This is a genomic window from Pseudoalteromonas sp. CF6-2, assembly GCF_021729425.1.
Lineage (GTDB): Bacteria > Pseudomonadota > Gammaproteobacteria > Enterobacterales > Alteromonadaceae > Pseudoalteromonas > Pseudoalteromonas arabiensis.
The window spans coordinates 551,094-567,871 of the sequence record NZ_CP091442.1; the positions used below are offsets into that span (position 1 = coordinate 551,094).

Below are 16,778 nucleotides of genomic sequence, written 5' to 3' on the forward strand. Positions count from 1 at the left end.
GTAACATGAGTCTTGTCTATTTCGGCAAAATAGCCAAATAAATTCACTATAAAGTCAGTTATTTATAAGTTGTGCTAGTTATTTATTCTTAACTTTAATTGAGGTTAAAACCACGCCATATTAACTCATGGCACTTAACTGCAAATAGCCTTGGTGAAGTGCTTTAACGTCATTGGCAACCTCGGTTAATGGGCGATTATTATCTAAAATATCGTTTGCTTTTTGTTGCTTATTTTCGCGCGACATTTGCGATGCGATAATTTGCTTCGCTTGTTCGATTGATACTTTATCGCGGGCCGTTGTTCTGGCTATTTGCACATCAACAGGCACATCTATTAATAAAGTATGTGAGCAATACTGTTCAAGACCATTTTCAAATAACAAAGGAGCAACGAGTATCACATAATCGCTGGTGGCCTGCGCTAATTGCGTAAGCATTGACTCCCTAATTAGTGGGTGCATTAAAGCATTTAACCACTGTTTCTCGGCTTCATTTTCGAAAATAATTGCACGAAGTTTTGCTCTATCTAGTGTACCTTCTGAGGTTAAAATGTCTTCACCAAAATGGGCTGTTATCTGCTTTAACCCTAGTGAACCCGGTAGCACTACTTCTCTGGCAACAATATCTGCATCAACCACCGTGATTGATAGCTTTTCGAACATCTCACTGATTGCACTTTTACCTGAGCCAATACCGCCAGTTAACCCCAATACCCAATTTGCCATAGTTAGTGACCTAAATAGCTAAAGTAGTAAGCTTGTATTTGTTCACCCCACAGTAAAGTAACCCAGCCAGCAATCGCAAGGTAAGGGCCAAATGGAATCGGGGTCGTTTTATCTTTACCTTGCAGAATAATTTGAGCAATACCAATGATTGCGCCCACCACACTTGAAAGCAATACAATGGTTAAGATTGATTGCCAACCTAGTAAGCCACCAAATACAGCTAAAAGCTTAAAGTCACCATATCCCATACCTTCTTTACCGGTTGCTAGCTTAAATAACCAATAAACACTCCACAAACTCAAGTAACCAACGGCTGCGCCAATAATGGCGTCAGAAGGGGCAATGGTGATATCCATGACTGCTGCAATGAGGGTGAGCCACACCAGTGGAAGAGTGAGTTGGTCGGGGAGTAACATATGATCGATATCAATAAATGTTAAAGCAATAAGTACCCAAGTAATGAAAATATAAAGTAAGGCAAGCTCTGTCGCACCAAAGAGTGATGCCACCACAAGGCTTAACCCTGCAGTGAGCATTTCTATGATTGGGTAGCGTACAGAAATCGCTGTTTTACAACTGTCACAGCGACCTTTAAGTAATAACCAACTAATAACAGGAATATTCTGCCACACCTTAATAGGTGATTTGCATTTTGGACAGGTCGAATTTGGTGTAACTAAATTAAACGGTGCCTGCTCTGTGGTATTTTGAGATGGTAATTCATCAGCTAATAAAACACGGCATTCCGATTGCCATTCTCGTTTCATCATCAGTGGTAACCTATAAATTACCACATTTAAAAAACTGCCAATACACAGGCTAACCAGCCCAACAGTTAAAAAATAAAACCACGGTTGGCTTTGCATTACAGTGGCAATATCAAGAAAGAAATTTTGCATTAAACTACCTAAAACTTTTTGTGCATCACAAGCGCAATAAACTATCGCGGGGTAAACCCACTGCTACATGGGCGTAGTCGCGATTTTATATCGCGTTTAAATTGTCATTACCAATACGCTTTATAAATTGTTGCGGGGTAAACCCGCTGCTACAAGGGCGTAGTCGCGATTTTATATCGCGTTTAATTACCAGTACCAATGTGCTTTATACATAGTCGCGGGGTAAACCCGCTGCTACATGGACGTAGTCGCGATTTTATATCGCGTTTAAATTGCTATGGCCAATGTGCTTTATACATTGTCGCGGGATAAACCCGCTGCTACAAGGGCGTAGTCGCGATTTTACATCGCGTTTAATTAACCACACCCGAATGGTAACTAGATAACAGAACCTAATTGGAAAATTGGTAAATACATAGCCACAATTAAACCGCCAACAAGCACACCTAATACAGCCATTATTAAAGGCTCAAGTAAACTTGAAAGGCCATCGACCGCATCATCAACTTCTTGCTCGTAAATAGTCGCGACTTTGGCAAGCATCCCATCTAATGAGCCTGACTCTTCGCCAATAGCGACCATTTGTACAACCATGTCGGGGAATATTTTTGAGTTACGCATGGCCCAGTTCATTTGATTACCTGAGCTCACCTCGGCTTTAATTTCTAAAATAGCGTAGCGATACACAGCATTACCCGAGGCACCGGCCGCTGAATCTAAGGCATCAACCAATGGCACACCAGCTGCAAAGGTGGTTGAGAGTGTCCGTGCGTAGCGCGCAACCGCTGCCTTATTTAAAATCATACCTACAACAGGGAGCTTTAATATCGCTCTGTCGTTGGCATCTCTGAGTTTTTTACTTTTTAAAAGGGCTTCTTTATAGGCATATCCAAAAGCAACTAGCGCGATAAGTATCATCCACCAGTATTCTTGCATAAACTCTGAAATACCGATCACCATCAAGGTAAATGCGGGAAGCTCTGCGCCAAAGCCGTTAAAAATATCTTGGAATTGCGGTACCACAAAAATAAGTAGGATAGAGGTGACAATTAAAGCCACCACTAACACCGCAATAGGGTAAAACATGGCTTTTTTAATTTTTGATTTTAGCGCTTCGGCTTTTTCTTTATAAAGCGCAACACGGTCAAATATTTTATCAAGAGCACCCGATTGCTCACCTGAGGCTACTAAATCACAATATAAATCATCAAAATAGCGGGGATGTTTGCGAAGAGCTTGGGATAATGGAGCACCAGCCTTGACTTCGTCGCCAATGTCCTCCATAAGCTTTGTTATACTTTTGTTCTTAGCGCCAGATGCAATTAATTCGATAGATTGAATGAGTGGCACACCGGCCATTAACATTGTAGCTATCTGTCTCGTTACAAGAGCAATATCTTTTGCGGTAATTTTTTGAATGCTTTTTATACCAAATAAAGGTTTTGGCTTACGCTTTACTTTTGACGGGGTAATGCCTTGTTTACGTAATTGAGCTTTGATTAAAGCAACACTTTGTCCCGATAATTCACCCTCCAGCTTTTTACCTCTGGCATTAACACCAACCCACTGAAAGGTATCAATATCTTTGTTTTCTTGTGTTTTTTTCATCGAGAAAACCTTACTCTATAATAGTGCTCAATGTCATAAATAACAGTGTATTCCGACTCAATACTAAGCTTTCGGTTATCAATTCTAAAGTTATCAATATCAGGTAGCGTATCAATGCATTAGCATATTAATTAATATGCGTTATTAGTTAAATTAATTTAATGTTTTGAAGGCGTTTGGAGTTGTTTAATGATAAAGAGGGGGCCAATGAGGCACCCTCTTTACTCTATTAAGCTTGTGGGCAGCTTTTAGGAGCCAAAGTTTTATCACCAGTAATACCAGTAGTGGCGCATGTCCACTCACCCGTAGTTGCTGATCTTGTCCATGTAATAGCTGCTCCATTTACTTGAGAAGGTGCATTTACTACAGTGCAAACAAGTGTAGTATCAGTGGCAGTTATTGTGCAGTTTTTTGTTGAAGCATTTTTGATGCTTTTCAGATCTGCCACGGTATTTATTGTTTCGCCATTATTTTTCTTAAGTTCGAATTCTGTCTTAGCACCTGTAATCTCAGCTAAACCAGCTGTCAGCTTTGAAGAAGCTTGATAATCAGAGTAAGCAGGCAGTGCTACTGCAGCCAAAATACCGATGATTGCTACTACAATCATTAATTCAATTAGGGTGAAACCCTGTTGCTTTTGTTGTGTCATTTGTTCCTCTCCTAAAGGATATGATGTGTTGTAAGTTTAGCTGTTGCTTCAGCATTGTAAAATTAATGCTTAATCTACAGAATAAATCTTACAGTTTTACTTAAAATTTCAATCAAACAGCCTGTTTGTAAACAGACTATCCTAAATTTTTGCTTATTCAGCGTATGTAAATTTACTTTAGCATTTATAAATGTTTTTGGAAGCTGTTTTCCCGCTAGCTAGCTGGTTTTTCAGAACTTTCCTACTTTAGTTTGAGACGGATCACGTTTTAAGCGGATCCCTGTAATAACGTGTAAATAAAATTGTTTTGTTATAACTTGTTGAGTTAATTGCAATCTTTACTTTACTGCAGAGTGAGTTGGCTTATACAGTCTCAAAGTTCTAATTAAATATATATTTTTTGTTACCAGCTCAGGCTTTTTGCGTATTTAATGCTTTTTTTATTACGGTGTCAACGAATTAGGTAAAGATTAAATACGCAAATAAAGAAGGATTAGGCGTTAAAACGCATTGATAAGTCGATTGATTGTAAATTTTTTGTAAGTGCACCGCTTGATATAAAATCAACCCCTGCTTGTGAGTAGGTTTTCAGTGTTTCAAGGGTCATATTGCCAGACACTTCTAACTTGGCACGTTTGTCAGTTATTACCACTGCTTGTTGAATTTGTTCAACGCTAAAGTTATCAAGCATGATGATATCAGCGCCAGCATCAATAGCTTGCTCAAGCTCATTTAAAGATTCAACTTCAACTTCAACAGGTTTGCTTGGGTGATTCAATTTAGCTTGAGCAACCGCTTTATCAATGCCACCGCAAGCCGCAATGTGGTTTTCTTTAATAAGGAATGCGTCGAACAATCCAATTCGATGATTGGCGCCGCCACCGCATTTTACTGCATATTTTTGTAGTGCGCGTAAGCCTGGAATGGTTTTTCGGGTATCCAATAATTGAGTTGTGGTGCCAACAAGTTCTTTTACATAATGTGCTGTGGTTGTGGCTGTGCCTGAGAGTGTTTGCACAAAGTTAAGTGCTGTACGCTCGGCTGTTAAAATCGCGCGGGCAGAACCACTGGCTGTAAATAAGGTACTGTTGGCTGCAACGGTGTCGCCATCGTTGACTAACACATCCACCTTTACAGATTCATCGACCTGTTTAAACACTTCTAAAATGATGTCTTTACCACAAAACACGCAGTCTTCGCGGGTAATAACTTTGGCATTGGCTTGTTCATTTTCTGGAATAAGCTGTGCGGTGATATCACCGTCATTTGCTGATTGGTAATTAAGGTCTTCATCTAGCGCAAGTTTAACTAACTGGCTAATTAAAGAGTGGGGAACAGACATGTCAAAGCTCATTGTGTAGTAAGAAGTTAGCAAAATTTTACTATGTTTAACTCTTGATTAGAAGATATAGGCTTGCTTGTTTTTGGCAACTAGACCCAAGGTTGTTAAGCCATTACACTGTTTAACTTTCTTGTCATGGTTAGTTTTTAATATGTATATAGATGACCTAGGTCGATTAAACACGGTATTACAGCGCCCATCTAGCCATTGCGATGAACGCCCACACGGTGAAGTCTCATTGCTTGTTATACATAATATTTCATTGCCAGCAGGGCAGTTTTTAACCCCTTATGTTGATGATTTATTTATGGGCTGTATTGATTGTAATGCCCATGAAACGTTTAGTGATTTACAGGGACTTCGAGTCTCGGCTCATTGTTTTATTCGTCGTACAGGTGAGGTTATTCAATATGTGCCTTTTGAAAAGCGAGCTTGGCATGCCGGTGTGTCAATGTTTGAAGGGCGAGAGCAGTGTAACGATTTTAGCGTGGGTATTGAGCTTGAAGGAACAGATACAACCCCCTATACCCAAGCACAATATAATGCATTACAATCACTAACAAAGGCGTTAATTTATAAGTATCCAGCTATTACACGCTCACGCATTGTTGGGCATTGCGATATTGCTCCTGGTCGCAAGACGGATCCTGGTGAGTGCTTCGATTGGCAATATTATTTTGATTTAGTGTTTTAAAGGAAATAGGTAACAAGATGATCTTAATTTCAATCATTATTGCGCTAGTCATAGAGCGTTTGGGCGCGCGTGCTGATTATTGGCAAATTAGTCATTATGCAAATAGTTACCTGACGCTTTCAAATAAGCAGCTGTCTAAGAAGGGATTATTTTACTCTCCAATCGGTTTTTTAATTTGGCTGATGTTACCAGTACTTGCAATTGCCGTTGTTTTTCAGTTGTCTGATTCAATTGTTTGGCAATTAGCGATTAATGTTGTGGTGTTGTTAGTGTGTTTTGGCTGTGCTAAACAGCGGGCACTTTATAAGTCGTACTTGAATGCATTAACGCGCAGTGACCTTGAAGCGGCAAGTTTATATGCACTACAAATCGGGCAAAAGAAGCTTGAAGATGAGCCGCAAGGCGAAACCTTCGGCCAGACATTAGCATGGCTTAACTTTCGGTTTTATTGCGCAGTGATATTTTGGTTTGTCATTTTAGGTGTGCCAGGTGCTGTGTTGTACGCTTTAGTACGTACTTATGCTGATAAAGTACGAGATGACCACCGTGTAATTTATGCAAAGCGTTTCAAACTTATTCACACATTACTATTTTGGCTTGATTGGTTACCTGCACGTGTTGCGAGCTTTGGTTACTTAGTGATTGGTAACTTTAATAAAGGAACCAGCTGTTGGCTTAAGTATGTTTTAGATTTTTCAGTAAGCAACCGCAAAGTAGTGACGCAAACAGCCCTTGCAGCCGAACAAATTGAACAACAACATTTTGGTTGTACTTACGAAGCAACCTGTATGATGAAATTAATAAAACGAAACGTCCTGTTCTTTTTAGTGATCATCGCCGCATTGACCTTGTTTGGTGGCTTAGCGTAGTCGCGATTTTATATCGCGTTTGGGTTTTGAAATTTGTTTCGAGGTGTCGCGGGGTAAACCCGCTGCTACAAGCAGGTTTATTTCGTATTTTTGCAATTTGCTATCTGGTCTGACCATTTCTTTTTTATTTATTTTTTCTTCCGAAATAGTCACTTTATTCCATACTGTTTAATCTTTAGGCTAATTAAGTTAGGGTATAACTAGTCGCTAAGGGTGTGAAATTGACAGAAATACGGCTTTTTGATAACGTATGCATCAAATTTGGTATGACCAATTTACCTTTTGGTCAAGATGCAAGGCTAAACACCCTGTATTTAGTGGGCTTAGCATTAAACAATGCGGACGTTGATAAATGTCTTTAAAAATTAAAGCTGCAAAATTATCTGATGTAATTTTACAACAACTTGAGAATATGATTCTTGAGGGGTCGTTAGCACCGGGCGAAAAGTTGCCTCCTGAACGTGAGTTAGCAAAACAGTTTGAAGTGTCGCGTCCCTCTTTGCGCGAAGCGATTCAAAAGCTAGAGGCGAAGGGGTTGGTAACGCGCCGTCAGGGTGGTGGGACATTTGTAAAAAATCAGCTTGAAGAAGGGCTTACTGATCCACTCTTTGATTTGATTAGTAAACATCCCGAGTCACAATTTGATTTACTTGAATTTCGTCATGCACTAGAGGGGATTGCTGCTTACTATGCGGCTATGCGCGGTACGACGAATGATTTCAAAAAAGTAAAACAGAGTTTTGACAATATTGCGCTTGTGAATGATGACATTGTACAAAAAGCGAAAGCAATTAATGCTTTTCATTTTAGTGTCGCTGAAGCATCACACAATGTTGTATTACTGCATTTAGTACGCGGTATGCAGGCATTGCTTGAACAAAATGTATTACAAAATTTAACTGTATTGTTAAAAAAACCACATATTAGTCAAAAGCTTGCTGAGCACAGACAGTTTTTGATGGATGCGGTTATAGAAGGAAACCCAGAGCAAGCACGTCTTGCTAGTAATGCTCACTTAGCCTTTATCGAAGAAGCCTTACTTGAGGCTGGCAAAGAGCATTCGCGGATTGAACGTAGTTTAAGACGCACCAAACAACATTAAGCAAGTGATTAGCTAAGTTTAGTTAACTACTTAATTTAAGATTTATTAAAATAATTAGTATTTTAAACATAAGGAAACCTCCATATGTCTGAAGTCAATAAAATTGACGTAGACGCGCTAGAAACACAAGAGTGGTTACAAGCCCTTGAATCTGTTGTGCGTGAAGAAGGTGTAGAACGTGCTCAATTTTTACTTGAGCAAGTGTTAGAGCAAGCCCGTTTAGACGGTGTTGATATGCCTACTGGCACAACCACTAACTACGTTAATACCATTCCGGTAGATCAAGAACCTGCTTACCCAGGTGACGTAAACATTGAACGTCGTATTCGTTCAATCATCCGTTGGAATGCGATCATGATCGTATTACGTGCGTCGAAAAAAGATCTAGACTTAGGCGGCCATATGGCGTCTTACCAGTCTTCTGCTGCATTCTATGAAGTATGTTTTAACCACTTCTTTAAAGCACCAAACGATGTTGATGGCGGTGACTTAGTTTATTATCAAGGCCACATTTCTCCTGGTATTTATGCCCGTGCATTTGTTGAAGGTCGTTTAACGGCTGAGCAGCTTGACAACTTCCGTCAAGAAGTGGATGGTAAAGGTCTTCCTTCATACCCACACCCTAAATTAATGCCTGAATTCTGGCAGTTCCCTACGGTATCAATGGGTCTTGGTCCAATTGCATCTATCTACCAAGCGCGTTTCTTAAAATACCTCGATGGTCGTGGCTTAAAAGACACTAAAAACCAACGTGTGTACGCTTTCTTAGGCGACGGTGAGATGGATGAGCCAGAATCACGTGGTGCAATCTCATTCGCTGCCCGTGAGAAGCTAGATAACCTATGTTACCTAATCAACTGTAACTTACAGCGTTTAGACGGCCCAGTAATGGGTAATGGTAAGATCATTCAAGAGCTTGAAGGCCTATTCAAAGGCGCAGGTTGGAACGTAATTAAAGTTGTATGGGGTAGTGGTTGGGATATCCTACTTGCTAAAGATACAACAGGTAAATTACTACAATTAATGAACGAAACCATTGACGGTGATTACCAAACATATAAAGCGAAAGACGGTGCATACGTTCGTGAACACTTCTTCGGTCGTTACCCAGAAACAGCTGCGCTTGTTGCTGATATGACTGATGAAGAGATTTTCGCACTTAAGCGTGGTGGTCATGAGCCATCAAAACTTTACGCTGCATTCAAAAAAGCGGAAGAAACCAAAGACCGTCCAACGGTTATCCTTGCTAAAACTGTAAAAGGTTACGGCATGGGTGAAGCGGCTGAAGGTAAAAACATCGCGCACCAAGTTAAGAAAATGGATATGACCCATGTTGAGCACCTACGTGCACGTTTAGGTCTACAAGACTTAGTGTCTGATGAAGAAATTAAAGATTTACCATATCTAACACTTGAAGAAGGCTCTGAAGAGTACAAGTACCTACATGCGCGTCGTGAAGCGCTACAAGGTTACACACCTAAGCGTATTGCTAAGTTTTCTGAAACGTTAACATTGCCAGAAGTTGACGCGTTCAAGCCACTACTTGAAGAGCAAAAACGTGACATCTCTACAACAATGGGCTTTGTACGTGCACTTAACGTGTTACTAAAAGACAAAGGCATTGGTAAAAACATCGTTCCTATCATTGCTGATGAAGCGCGTACGTTTGGTATGGAAGGTTTATTCCGTCAAATCGGTATTTATAACCCGCATGGCCAAAACTATACGCCGCAAGACCGTGACATCGTTTCTTACTATAAAGAAGCAACATCAGGTCAGGTACTACAAGAAGGTATCAACGAATTAGGTGCAATGTCATCATGGGTTGCTGCTGCAACATCATACAGCACTAACGATTTACCAATGATCCCATTCTACATCTACTACTCAATGTTTGGTTTCCAACGTGTAGGTGATATGGCGTGGATGGCTGGTGACCAACAAGCACGTGGTTTCTTACTTGGTGCTACGGCAGGTCGTACTACACTAAACGGTGAAGGTTTACAGCACGAAGATGGTCACAGCCACATTCTTGCTAACACGGTTCCTAACTGTATTTCTTATGACCCGACATTCGCATACGAAGTTGCGGTCATCATGCAAGACGGTATTCGTCGCATGTACGGCGAAGACCAAGAAAACGTGTTCTACTACCTAACGCTAATGAACGAAAACTACCATCAACCAGCAATGCCTGAAGGCGCTGAAGAAGGTATTCGTAAAGGTATCTACAAACTTGAAACGGTAGCTGGTGATAAAGCAAAAGTGCAGTTACTGGGTTCAGGTACTATCATGATTGAAGTGCGTAAAGCAGCACAGATCCTGAGCGAAGAGTATGGCATTGGTTCTGATGTATTCTCTGTAACCTCATTCAATGAGCTAACACGTGACGGTCAAGACGCTGAGCGTTTCAACATGCTTAACCCAGAAGCAGAGCAAAAAACTGCTTACATCACCAATGTATTAGGTGACTCTGTGACTGTTGCAGCAACAGACTACATGAAGAACTATGCTGAGCAAGTTCGTTCATTTGTACCAAGCAGCAACTATAAAGTATTGGGTACAGATGGCTACGGTCGTTCTGATAGCCGTGAAAACCTACGTCGTCACTTTGAAGTTAATGCGGGCTATGTTGTGGTTGCAACATTATCTGAGCTTGCTAAACGTGGTGAAGTTGAAAAGTCAGTGGTTGTTGAAGCAATCAAGAAATTCGACATCGACACAAACAAAGTAAACCCGCTATACGCATAAGAGGTTCCAATGAGTATTGAAATTAATGTACCAGATATCGGTGGCGATGAAGTTGAAGTAACCGAAATCCTTGTTAGCGTTGGCGATAAGGTTGAGGTTGATCAATCGTTATTAACGGTTGAAGGCGACAAAGCATCAATGGAAGTACCTGCTGCACAAGCAGGTACGGTTAAAGAAATTAAAGTTGCTGAAGGTGACACGGTGACAACCGGTTCACTTATCATGATCTTCGAAGGTGAAGAGCAAGCTTCTGCATCTTCTGACACAAAAGAAGAAGCTAAAGCAGAGCCTGCTAAGCAATCTTCAGGTTCAGCGTCACAAGAAGTGACTGTGCCAGATATCGGCGATGATGAAGTTGAAGTAACTGAAATCATGGTTGCGGTAGGTGACACGGTTGAAGAAGAGCAATCTTTACTGAGCGTTGAAGGCGATAAAGCATCAATGGAAGTACCAGCACCATTTGCAGGTACTGTTAAAGAGATCAAAATCGCCACTGGCGATAAAGTGAAAACTGGCTCTTTAATCTTCGTTTTTGAAACTGCATCAAGTGGCTCTGACGCCCCTGCTGCTGAGTCTGCACCAGCAGAAAAAGCGCCAGCTGAAACCGCATCAAGCACTAAAGAAGTGAATGTGCCTGATATCGGCGGTGATGAAGTTGAAGTTACCGAAGTGATGGTTGCTGTTGGCGATAAGGTTGAAGAAGATCAATCAATCTTAAACGTTGAAGGCGATAAAGCATCAATGGAAGTACCTGCGCCATTTGCTGGCACAGTTAAAGAAATCAAAGTAGCAGCGGGCGATAAAGTATCAACTGGCTCACTTATCTTTGTATTTGAAGTCGCTGGCAGTGCTAAAGCAGCGCCAGAAGCTAAAAAAGAGTCAGCACCTGCACCAGCGGCAAAAGCTGAATCTGCACCTGCTGCAAAACCAGCTGCGGCTAAAGCAAGCAAAGAAGAGTTTGCGGATAACAAAGCGTATGCACATGCATCGCCTGTTGTACGTCGTTTAGCGCGTGAGTTTGGTATTAACCTAGCAAACGTAAAAGGCACAGGTCGTAAAAACCGTGTTGTCAAAGAAGACGTGCAAAACTATGTGAAAGAGCTAGTTAAGCAAGTTGAATCAGGTAATGCTGGCAAAGGCAATGCTGGTGGCGGTGAGTTAGGTCTTATCCCTTGGCCGAAAGTTGATTTTGCTAAATTTGGTGAAATCGAAGAGAAGAAACTTTCTCGTATTCAAAAACTTTCAGGTGCTAACTTACACCGTAACTGGGTACAAATCCCGCACGTTACACAGTTTGATGAAGCGGATATCACAAGCTTAGAGGCATTCCGTAAAGAGCAAAACGCCCTTGCTGAGAAGAAAAAGCTAGGTGTTAAAATCACGCCACTGGTATTTGTGATGAAAGCGGCGGCTAAAGCACTTGCTGAATTCCCAACGTTTAACTCTTCACTGTCTGAAGATGGCGAAAGCTTAATCTTGAAGAAGTACATCAATATCGGTGTTGCCGTTGATACGCCAAACGGTCTAGTTGTTCCGGTATTTAAAGATGTTGATAAGAAAGGCATCATTGAACTTTCTCGTGAGTTAATGGAGGTGTCGGCTAAAGCACGTGATGGCAAGCTAACGTCATCTGATATGCAAGGCGGTTGTTTCACAATTTCAAGCCTTGGTGGTATCGGTGGTACAGCATTTACACCTATCGTGAATGCACCTGAGGTCGCAATTTTAGGTGTCTCTAAATCAGAGATGAAGCCTAAGTGGAATGGCAAAGAATTTGAGCCTAAGTTAATGGTTCCATTATCAATGTCATACGACCATAGGGTAATTGACGGTGCCTTAGCAGCACGCTTTACTGTGACGCTAGCAAGCTACATGAGCGATATCCGTCAATTAGTGATGTAATCGTCTCGTAAATTATAAGAATCAAATCCCAGCAAGTTGTTTTTTGCTGGGATTTTTACCATTGGCAATGATACAATCTTTGCTATAGAACAATCTTGGTATAGATATCTGCTCTCCCTTTCTGCCTTGCAGAAACATGGCAGTTAAACTTAGGGCAGTGTCCCGTTCAAACATTTAAGGTAATAGCATGAGCAACGAATTAAAAACTCAAGTTGTTGTACTAGGCGGTGGTCCTGGTGGTTATTCTGCGGCTTTCCGCGCTGCTGACTTGGGCTTAGAAGTTACATTGGTAGAATCTCGCAACACATTAGGTGGTGTTTGTCTTAATGTGGGTTGTATTCCTTCAAAAGCACTTTTACACGTAGCTAAAGTGATTGATGACGCGGCAGAAATGTCATCTCACGGCGTTACTTTTGGTAAGCCTGAAATCGACCTAGATAAAATCCGTGATTGGAAAGAGTCTGTAATTGGTCAGTTAACTGGCGGCCTAGACGGCATGGCTAAAATGCGTAAAGTGAAAGTAGTAAGTGGCTACGGTAAGTTCACTGGTAGCAACACACTTGCTGTTGAAGGTGAAGACGGTACAACAACTATCACATTCGATAATGCTATTATTGCAGCGGGTTCTCAGCCTGTTAACTTACCTTTCATCCCTGAAGATGACCGTGTAATCGATTCAACTGGCGCGCTTGAGCTTAAAGATGTACCTGAGAAACTACTTGTTTTAGGTGGTGGTATCATCGGTCTTGAGATGGGTACTGTATACCGTGCACTAGGTTCTGAAATCGACGTTGTTGAGTTTGCTGATCAATTAGTTCCAGCAGCTGATAAAGACGTTATCAAGATTTACCAGAAATACGTTAAGAACAAGTTTAACGTAATGCTATCTACTAAAGTAACTGGCGTTGAAGCAAAAGACGACGGTTTATATGTAACATTTGAAGGTAAAAATGCTCCGGCTGAACCTGTACGTTACGATAAAGTACTTGTTGCTGTTGGCCGTACGCCGAACGGTAAACTACTTGATGCTGACAAAGCAGGTGTTAATGTTGATGAGCGTGGCTTCATCAATGTTGATAAGCAGCTTAAAACAAACGTTGATCACATCTTCGCTATCGGTGACATCGTTGGTCAACCAATGCTTGCGCACAAAGCGGTTCACGAAGCTCACGTTGCTGCTGAAGTTATTTCTGGTCAGAAACACTTCTTCGATCCTAAGTGCATTCCTTCAATCGCATACACAGATCCAGAAATCGCATGGGTTGGTGTAACTGAGAAAGAAGCGAAAGAGCAAGGCTTAAGCATCGAAACAGCTGTATTCCCTTGGGCAGCATCTGGTCGTGCTATCGCTTCAGCACGTACCGAAGGTCAAACTAAGCTAATCTTCGATAAAGACTCAGGTCGTGTTATCGGTGGTGCTATGGTTGGTATCAACGCAGGTGAAATGCTAGGTGAAATCGGCTTAGCAGTTGAAATGGGCGCAGACGGTGAAGACCTAGCGTTAACTATTCACGCTCACCCAACGTTAAATGAATCAATCGGTCTAGCTGCTGAAATCTTCGAAGGTTCAATCACTGACCTTCCAAACAAAAAAGCCGTTAAAAAGAAGTAAGTTCTTTTGACTAATAGCTTTAAAAACCCAGCTTTGACTGGGTTTTTGTTTTTTAATCGCTGATTTCTATTCCCCTTATTTTTAGCTACAATACGCGCCGTTCAACTTTCTGGTAAATGCAGTGGCTACAATCTCAAATAACTCCGTTTTAGAACTTCGCGCAAAACAAATGGCTGAGTCGCGTCGTGAATTTAAAGCTCGTGGCGCAAAGCTAACACGGTGTGAGCGCTGTCTGCTTGCTGAGCATTATTGTATTTGTGAAGGTGTTGAACAGGCCGAGTGTAATGCGGCAGTCTGCTTACTTATGTATCACAATGAGAGTTTTAAGCCGTCAAATACTGGCCGTTTAATTGCTGAAATCGTGCCAGATAATCATGCCTTTAAATGGGATAGAACCACCCCCGATGAAGCCTTACTGAGCTTGTTGGCAGACTCACAATATCAGCCTATGGTTATTTTTCCTGCCAGTGATGTAGATGATGAAGAGCGCGTGATCACCGAAGTAACCCCTGTGGATGGCAAGCGCCCATTGTTTATCTTCTTAGATGGTACTTGGCGCGAAGCAAAAAAAATGATCCGTAAAAGTCCTTATTTAGATAATTTGCCCGTGCTTTCGATTACCCCTGAGAAGCTTTCTGATTATCGACTGCGTGTTGCCCCACATGAACATCAGCTTGGTACAGCAGAGGTTGCTATTATGGTGCTTGCGCTTGCAGGTGAAGTGGATGCTACGCAAAAGCTAGAAGATCATTTTATTAAGTTCAGAGATGCGTATTTACTTGGTAAGCGAAATAAGGGACGCCCAGAGCAATAACTCTTTACTAAATTTTAGGCAAAAGAAAAGCGCGTACTATCGCTAGTCGCGCTTGCGGAATCTTCTTAATTTTTTGCATCCTGCAATTGAACCTAATCAACTCCATAAACTTCGCCAATCCATGCCATTGCACTTTACTTATTGGTTCTGTGCAATTTAAGGCAATCCAGCCTTGCTTCCTTTTTAGTCCTTTACATCCTTGCTGGTAAATTCTTTACCTGTCCTTTACGCGTCATCCTAACGCTATCCTTTTATTAGCAACTCAGTTGCGATGCCCTTACAGCCTGTCCTTTGTTCCACTTTTTAACGTCCTGTATAACAACATCCTGTTGTTATGCCTTTCCACATCATCCTGATGCTGTCCGTAGGTTGTCATTCCATTGCGTTACTCTTCCTGAGCCTGTCCTTGTTTCCTTTATTTCCTTATGAACCTAAATCCTCGGTTTTATGAGTAATGTATTTTCTTCCGTTTACTCATTAAGCGTCTTGCTTAGTTGATGTAAGTAATTATAGAGAGTTAGCCAAGCCTTGGTAGGTTAAAATCATGCATAAATAGAGCGTTATTTTATTGCAATAAATATAAATTCCTTTATTTTCAAATGGTTGCTTTTTTATTTGCAGTGTTAACCTGTGTTTTTTACTCAATAACTGTCATGCAGGTGAGATATGTCTTACAGGTAAATTCCTAAATAGCGATAGGCATAACTTGATTGTGAGTAAAACAGGTGTAATTTCGCTTCAGTCTAGGTAAAATACTTGAGAATCGTTATTATTTAGGTGCTATAAAATGAGAAAGAAAGCCTTAGTATTATTAACAGCTTTGTTAAGCACACCTGTGTTTGCAGCTGATGTTGTAAATATATATTCGTTTCGTCAGCCTTTTTTGATTAAACCTATTTTAGATGATTTTACTAAGCAAACAGGGATCAAAACGAATGTCGTGTTTGCGAAAAAAGGACTCATCGAGCGTGTGAAACGTGAGGGAAAGCATAGCAAGGCTGATCTTGTGCTCACTTCAAATTTTAGTGCGCTTATTCAGTTAGAAGATCTTAACTTAACCCAAAAGATTCAAAGCGATGTTGTCAGTGCTAATGTGCCAAGTACATTTCGCGATAGTGATGGACAATGGGTTGCGCTTACAAAGCGTGTTCGTAATGTTTATTCATCTAAAGAACGTGTTGGGGCATTACCTGAGCTAACTTATGAAGACCTTGCTGATCCTAAATACAAAGGTAAGCTATGCACACGTTCGGGTAAACATCCCTATAATTTAGGTTTAGTGGCCTCTATGATTGCTCATCATGGAGAGGCAGGAGCAAAGCAGTGGCTGGAAGGTGTAAAGGCGAATCTTGCTCGTAAGCCTCAGGGTAATGACCGTGCTCAAGTAAAAGCTGTAAAAGAAGGTTTGTGTGACATCGCTTTAGGTAACAGTTACTACTTTGGCAAAATGATGCAAGATGAACAGCAAAAATCATGGGCAGAAGCCGTTCATATTAACTTTCCTAACCAAACTAATCGTGGCTCACATATTAATGTATCGGGTGTGGTAATGACGAAATACGCCAAAAACCCTGAAAATGCCTTGAAACTGATTGAGTATATGACCGACAATAAGGCACAAAATATGTATGCCTCAGTCAATATGGAATACCCAGTAAAAAATGGGGTTGAATTATCTGAGATGGTTGCATCATGGGGTGAGTTTAAAGAAGATAGCCTTCCACTTGATGAAATTAGTAAATATCGTCCAGCGGCACTGAAGCTAATTGATGAAGTGAAGTTTGATTTATAACGAGGATATTCCTCGTAT

General features: G+C 41.0%; 13 protein-coding genes. 8 read left to right on the forward strand and 5 right to left on the reverse strand.

Going from position 1 to position 16,778, the window contains the following annotated elements:
• Positions 1–120 precede the first annotated feature (120 nt).
• The 5 genes from coaE to nadC all read right to left on the reverse strand — a co-directional run bounded on the left by coaE (position 121) and on the right by nadC (position 5,224).
• Positions 121–726, reverse strand: coding sequence for a dephospho-CoA kinase (gene coaE / locus L3Q70_RS02630; protein ID WP_237114808.1), 606 nt, complete (start codon positions 724–726; stop codon positions 121–123).
• A 2-nt stretch (positions 727–728) separates the two neighbouring features.
• Complete coding sequence (locus L3Q70_RS02635; RefSeq protein ID WP_276574952.1) at positions 729–1,625, reverse strand: A24 family peptidase; 897 nt, start codon at positions 1,623–1,625, stop codon at positions 729–731.
• A 378-nt stretch (positions 1,626–2,003) separates the two neighbouring features.
• Positions 2,004–3,233 (reverse strand): type II secretion system F family protein, encoded by a 1,230-nt coding sequence (locus L3Q70_RS02640; protein ID WP_237114809.1) that lies wholly within the window; start codon positions 3,231–3,233, stop codon positions 2,004–2,006.
• A 229-nt stretch (positions 3,234–3,462) separates the two neighbouring features.
• A complete protein-coding gene (locus L3Q70_RS02645; RefSeq protein ID WP_237114810.1) occupies positions 3,463–3,882 on the reverse strand; it encodes a pilin in 420 nt (139 codons plus the stop codon).
• Positions 3,883–4,375: 493 nt separating this feature from the next.
• Entirely contained in the window at positions 4,376–5,224 is an 849-nt protein-coding gene (gene nadC, locus L3Q70_RS02650; RefSeq protein ID WP_237114811.1) for a carboxylating nicotinate-nucleotide diphosphorylase, read from the reverse strand.
• Positions 5,225–5,375: 151 nt separating this feature from the next.
• Here nadC and ampD point away from each other — a divergent pair, with 151 nt between their 5' ends.
• From ampD to L3Q70_RS02690, 8 genes are all read left to right on the forward strand, one after another.
• Positions 5,376–5,918 carry a 1,6-anhydro-N-acetylmuramyl-L-alanine amidase AmpD gene (ampD, locus tag L3Q70_RS02655; RefSeq protein WP_237114812.1) on the forward strand — a complete coding sequence of 181 codons (543 nt, stop codon included), beginning with the start codon at positions 5,376–5,378 and terminating at the stop codon, positions 5,916–5,918.
• A gap of 17 nt (positions 5,919–5,935) precedes the next feature.
• Positions 5,936–6,787, forward strand: coding sequence for a beta-lactamase regulator AmpE (gene ampE / locus L3Q70_RS02660; protein WP_237114813.1), 852 nt, complete (start codon positions 5,936–5,938; stop codon positions 6,785–6,787).
• Between the two features lie 352 nt (positions 6,788–7,139).
• Positions 7,140–7,889 (forward strand): pyruvate dehydrogenase complex transcriptional repressor PdhR, encoded by a 750-nt coding sequence (pdhR, locus tag L3Q70_RS02665; RefSeq protein ID WP_062570071.1) that lies wholly within the window; start codon positions 7,140–7,142, stop codon positions 7,887–7,889.
• 84 nt (positions 7,890–7,973) lie between these two features.
• Positions 7,974–10,640 carry a pyruvate dehydrogenase (acetyl-transferring), homodimeric type gene (gene aceE / locus L3Q70_RS02670; protein ID WP_062570072.1) on the forward strand — a complete coding sequence of 889 codons (2,667 nt, stop codon included), beginning with the start codon at positions 7,974–7,976 and terminating at the stop codon, positions 10,638–10,640.
• A gap of 9 nt (positions 10,641–10,649) precedes the next feature.
• Positions 10,650–12,542 (forward strand): pyruvate dehydrogenase complex dihydrolipoyllysine-residue acetyltransferase, encoded by a 1,893-nt coding sequence (gene aceF, locus L3Q70_RS02675; RefSeq protein ID WP_237114814.1) that lies wholly within the window; start codon positions 10,650–10,652, stop codon positions 12,540–12,542.
• A 187-nt stretch (positions 12,543–12,729) separates the two neighbouring features.
• A complete protein-coding gene (gene lpdA, locus L3Q70_RS02680; RefSeq protein ID WP_062570074.1) occupies positions 12,730–14,154 on the forward strand; it encodes a dihydrolipoyl dehydrogenase in 1,425 nt (474 codons plus the stop codon).
• A gap of 169 nt (positions 14,155–14,323) precedes the next feature.
• Positions 14,324–14,968, forward strand: a complete 645-nt coding sequence (locus L3Q70_RS02685; protein ID WP_276529641.1) for a DTW domain-containing protein — start codon at positions 14,324–14,326, stop codon at positions 14,966–14,968.
• A gap of 787 nt (positions 14,969–15,755) precedes the next feature.
• Positions 15,756–16,760: a Fe(3+) ABC transporter substrate-binding protein gene (locus tag L3Q70_RS02690; protein WP_193988328.1), complete on the forward strand. Its 1,005-nt coding sequence runs from the start codon at positions 15,756–15,758 to the stop codon at positions 16,758–16,760.
• The last annotated feature ends 18 nt before the right edge of the window (positions 16,761–16,778 follow it).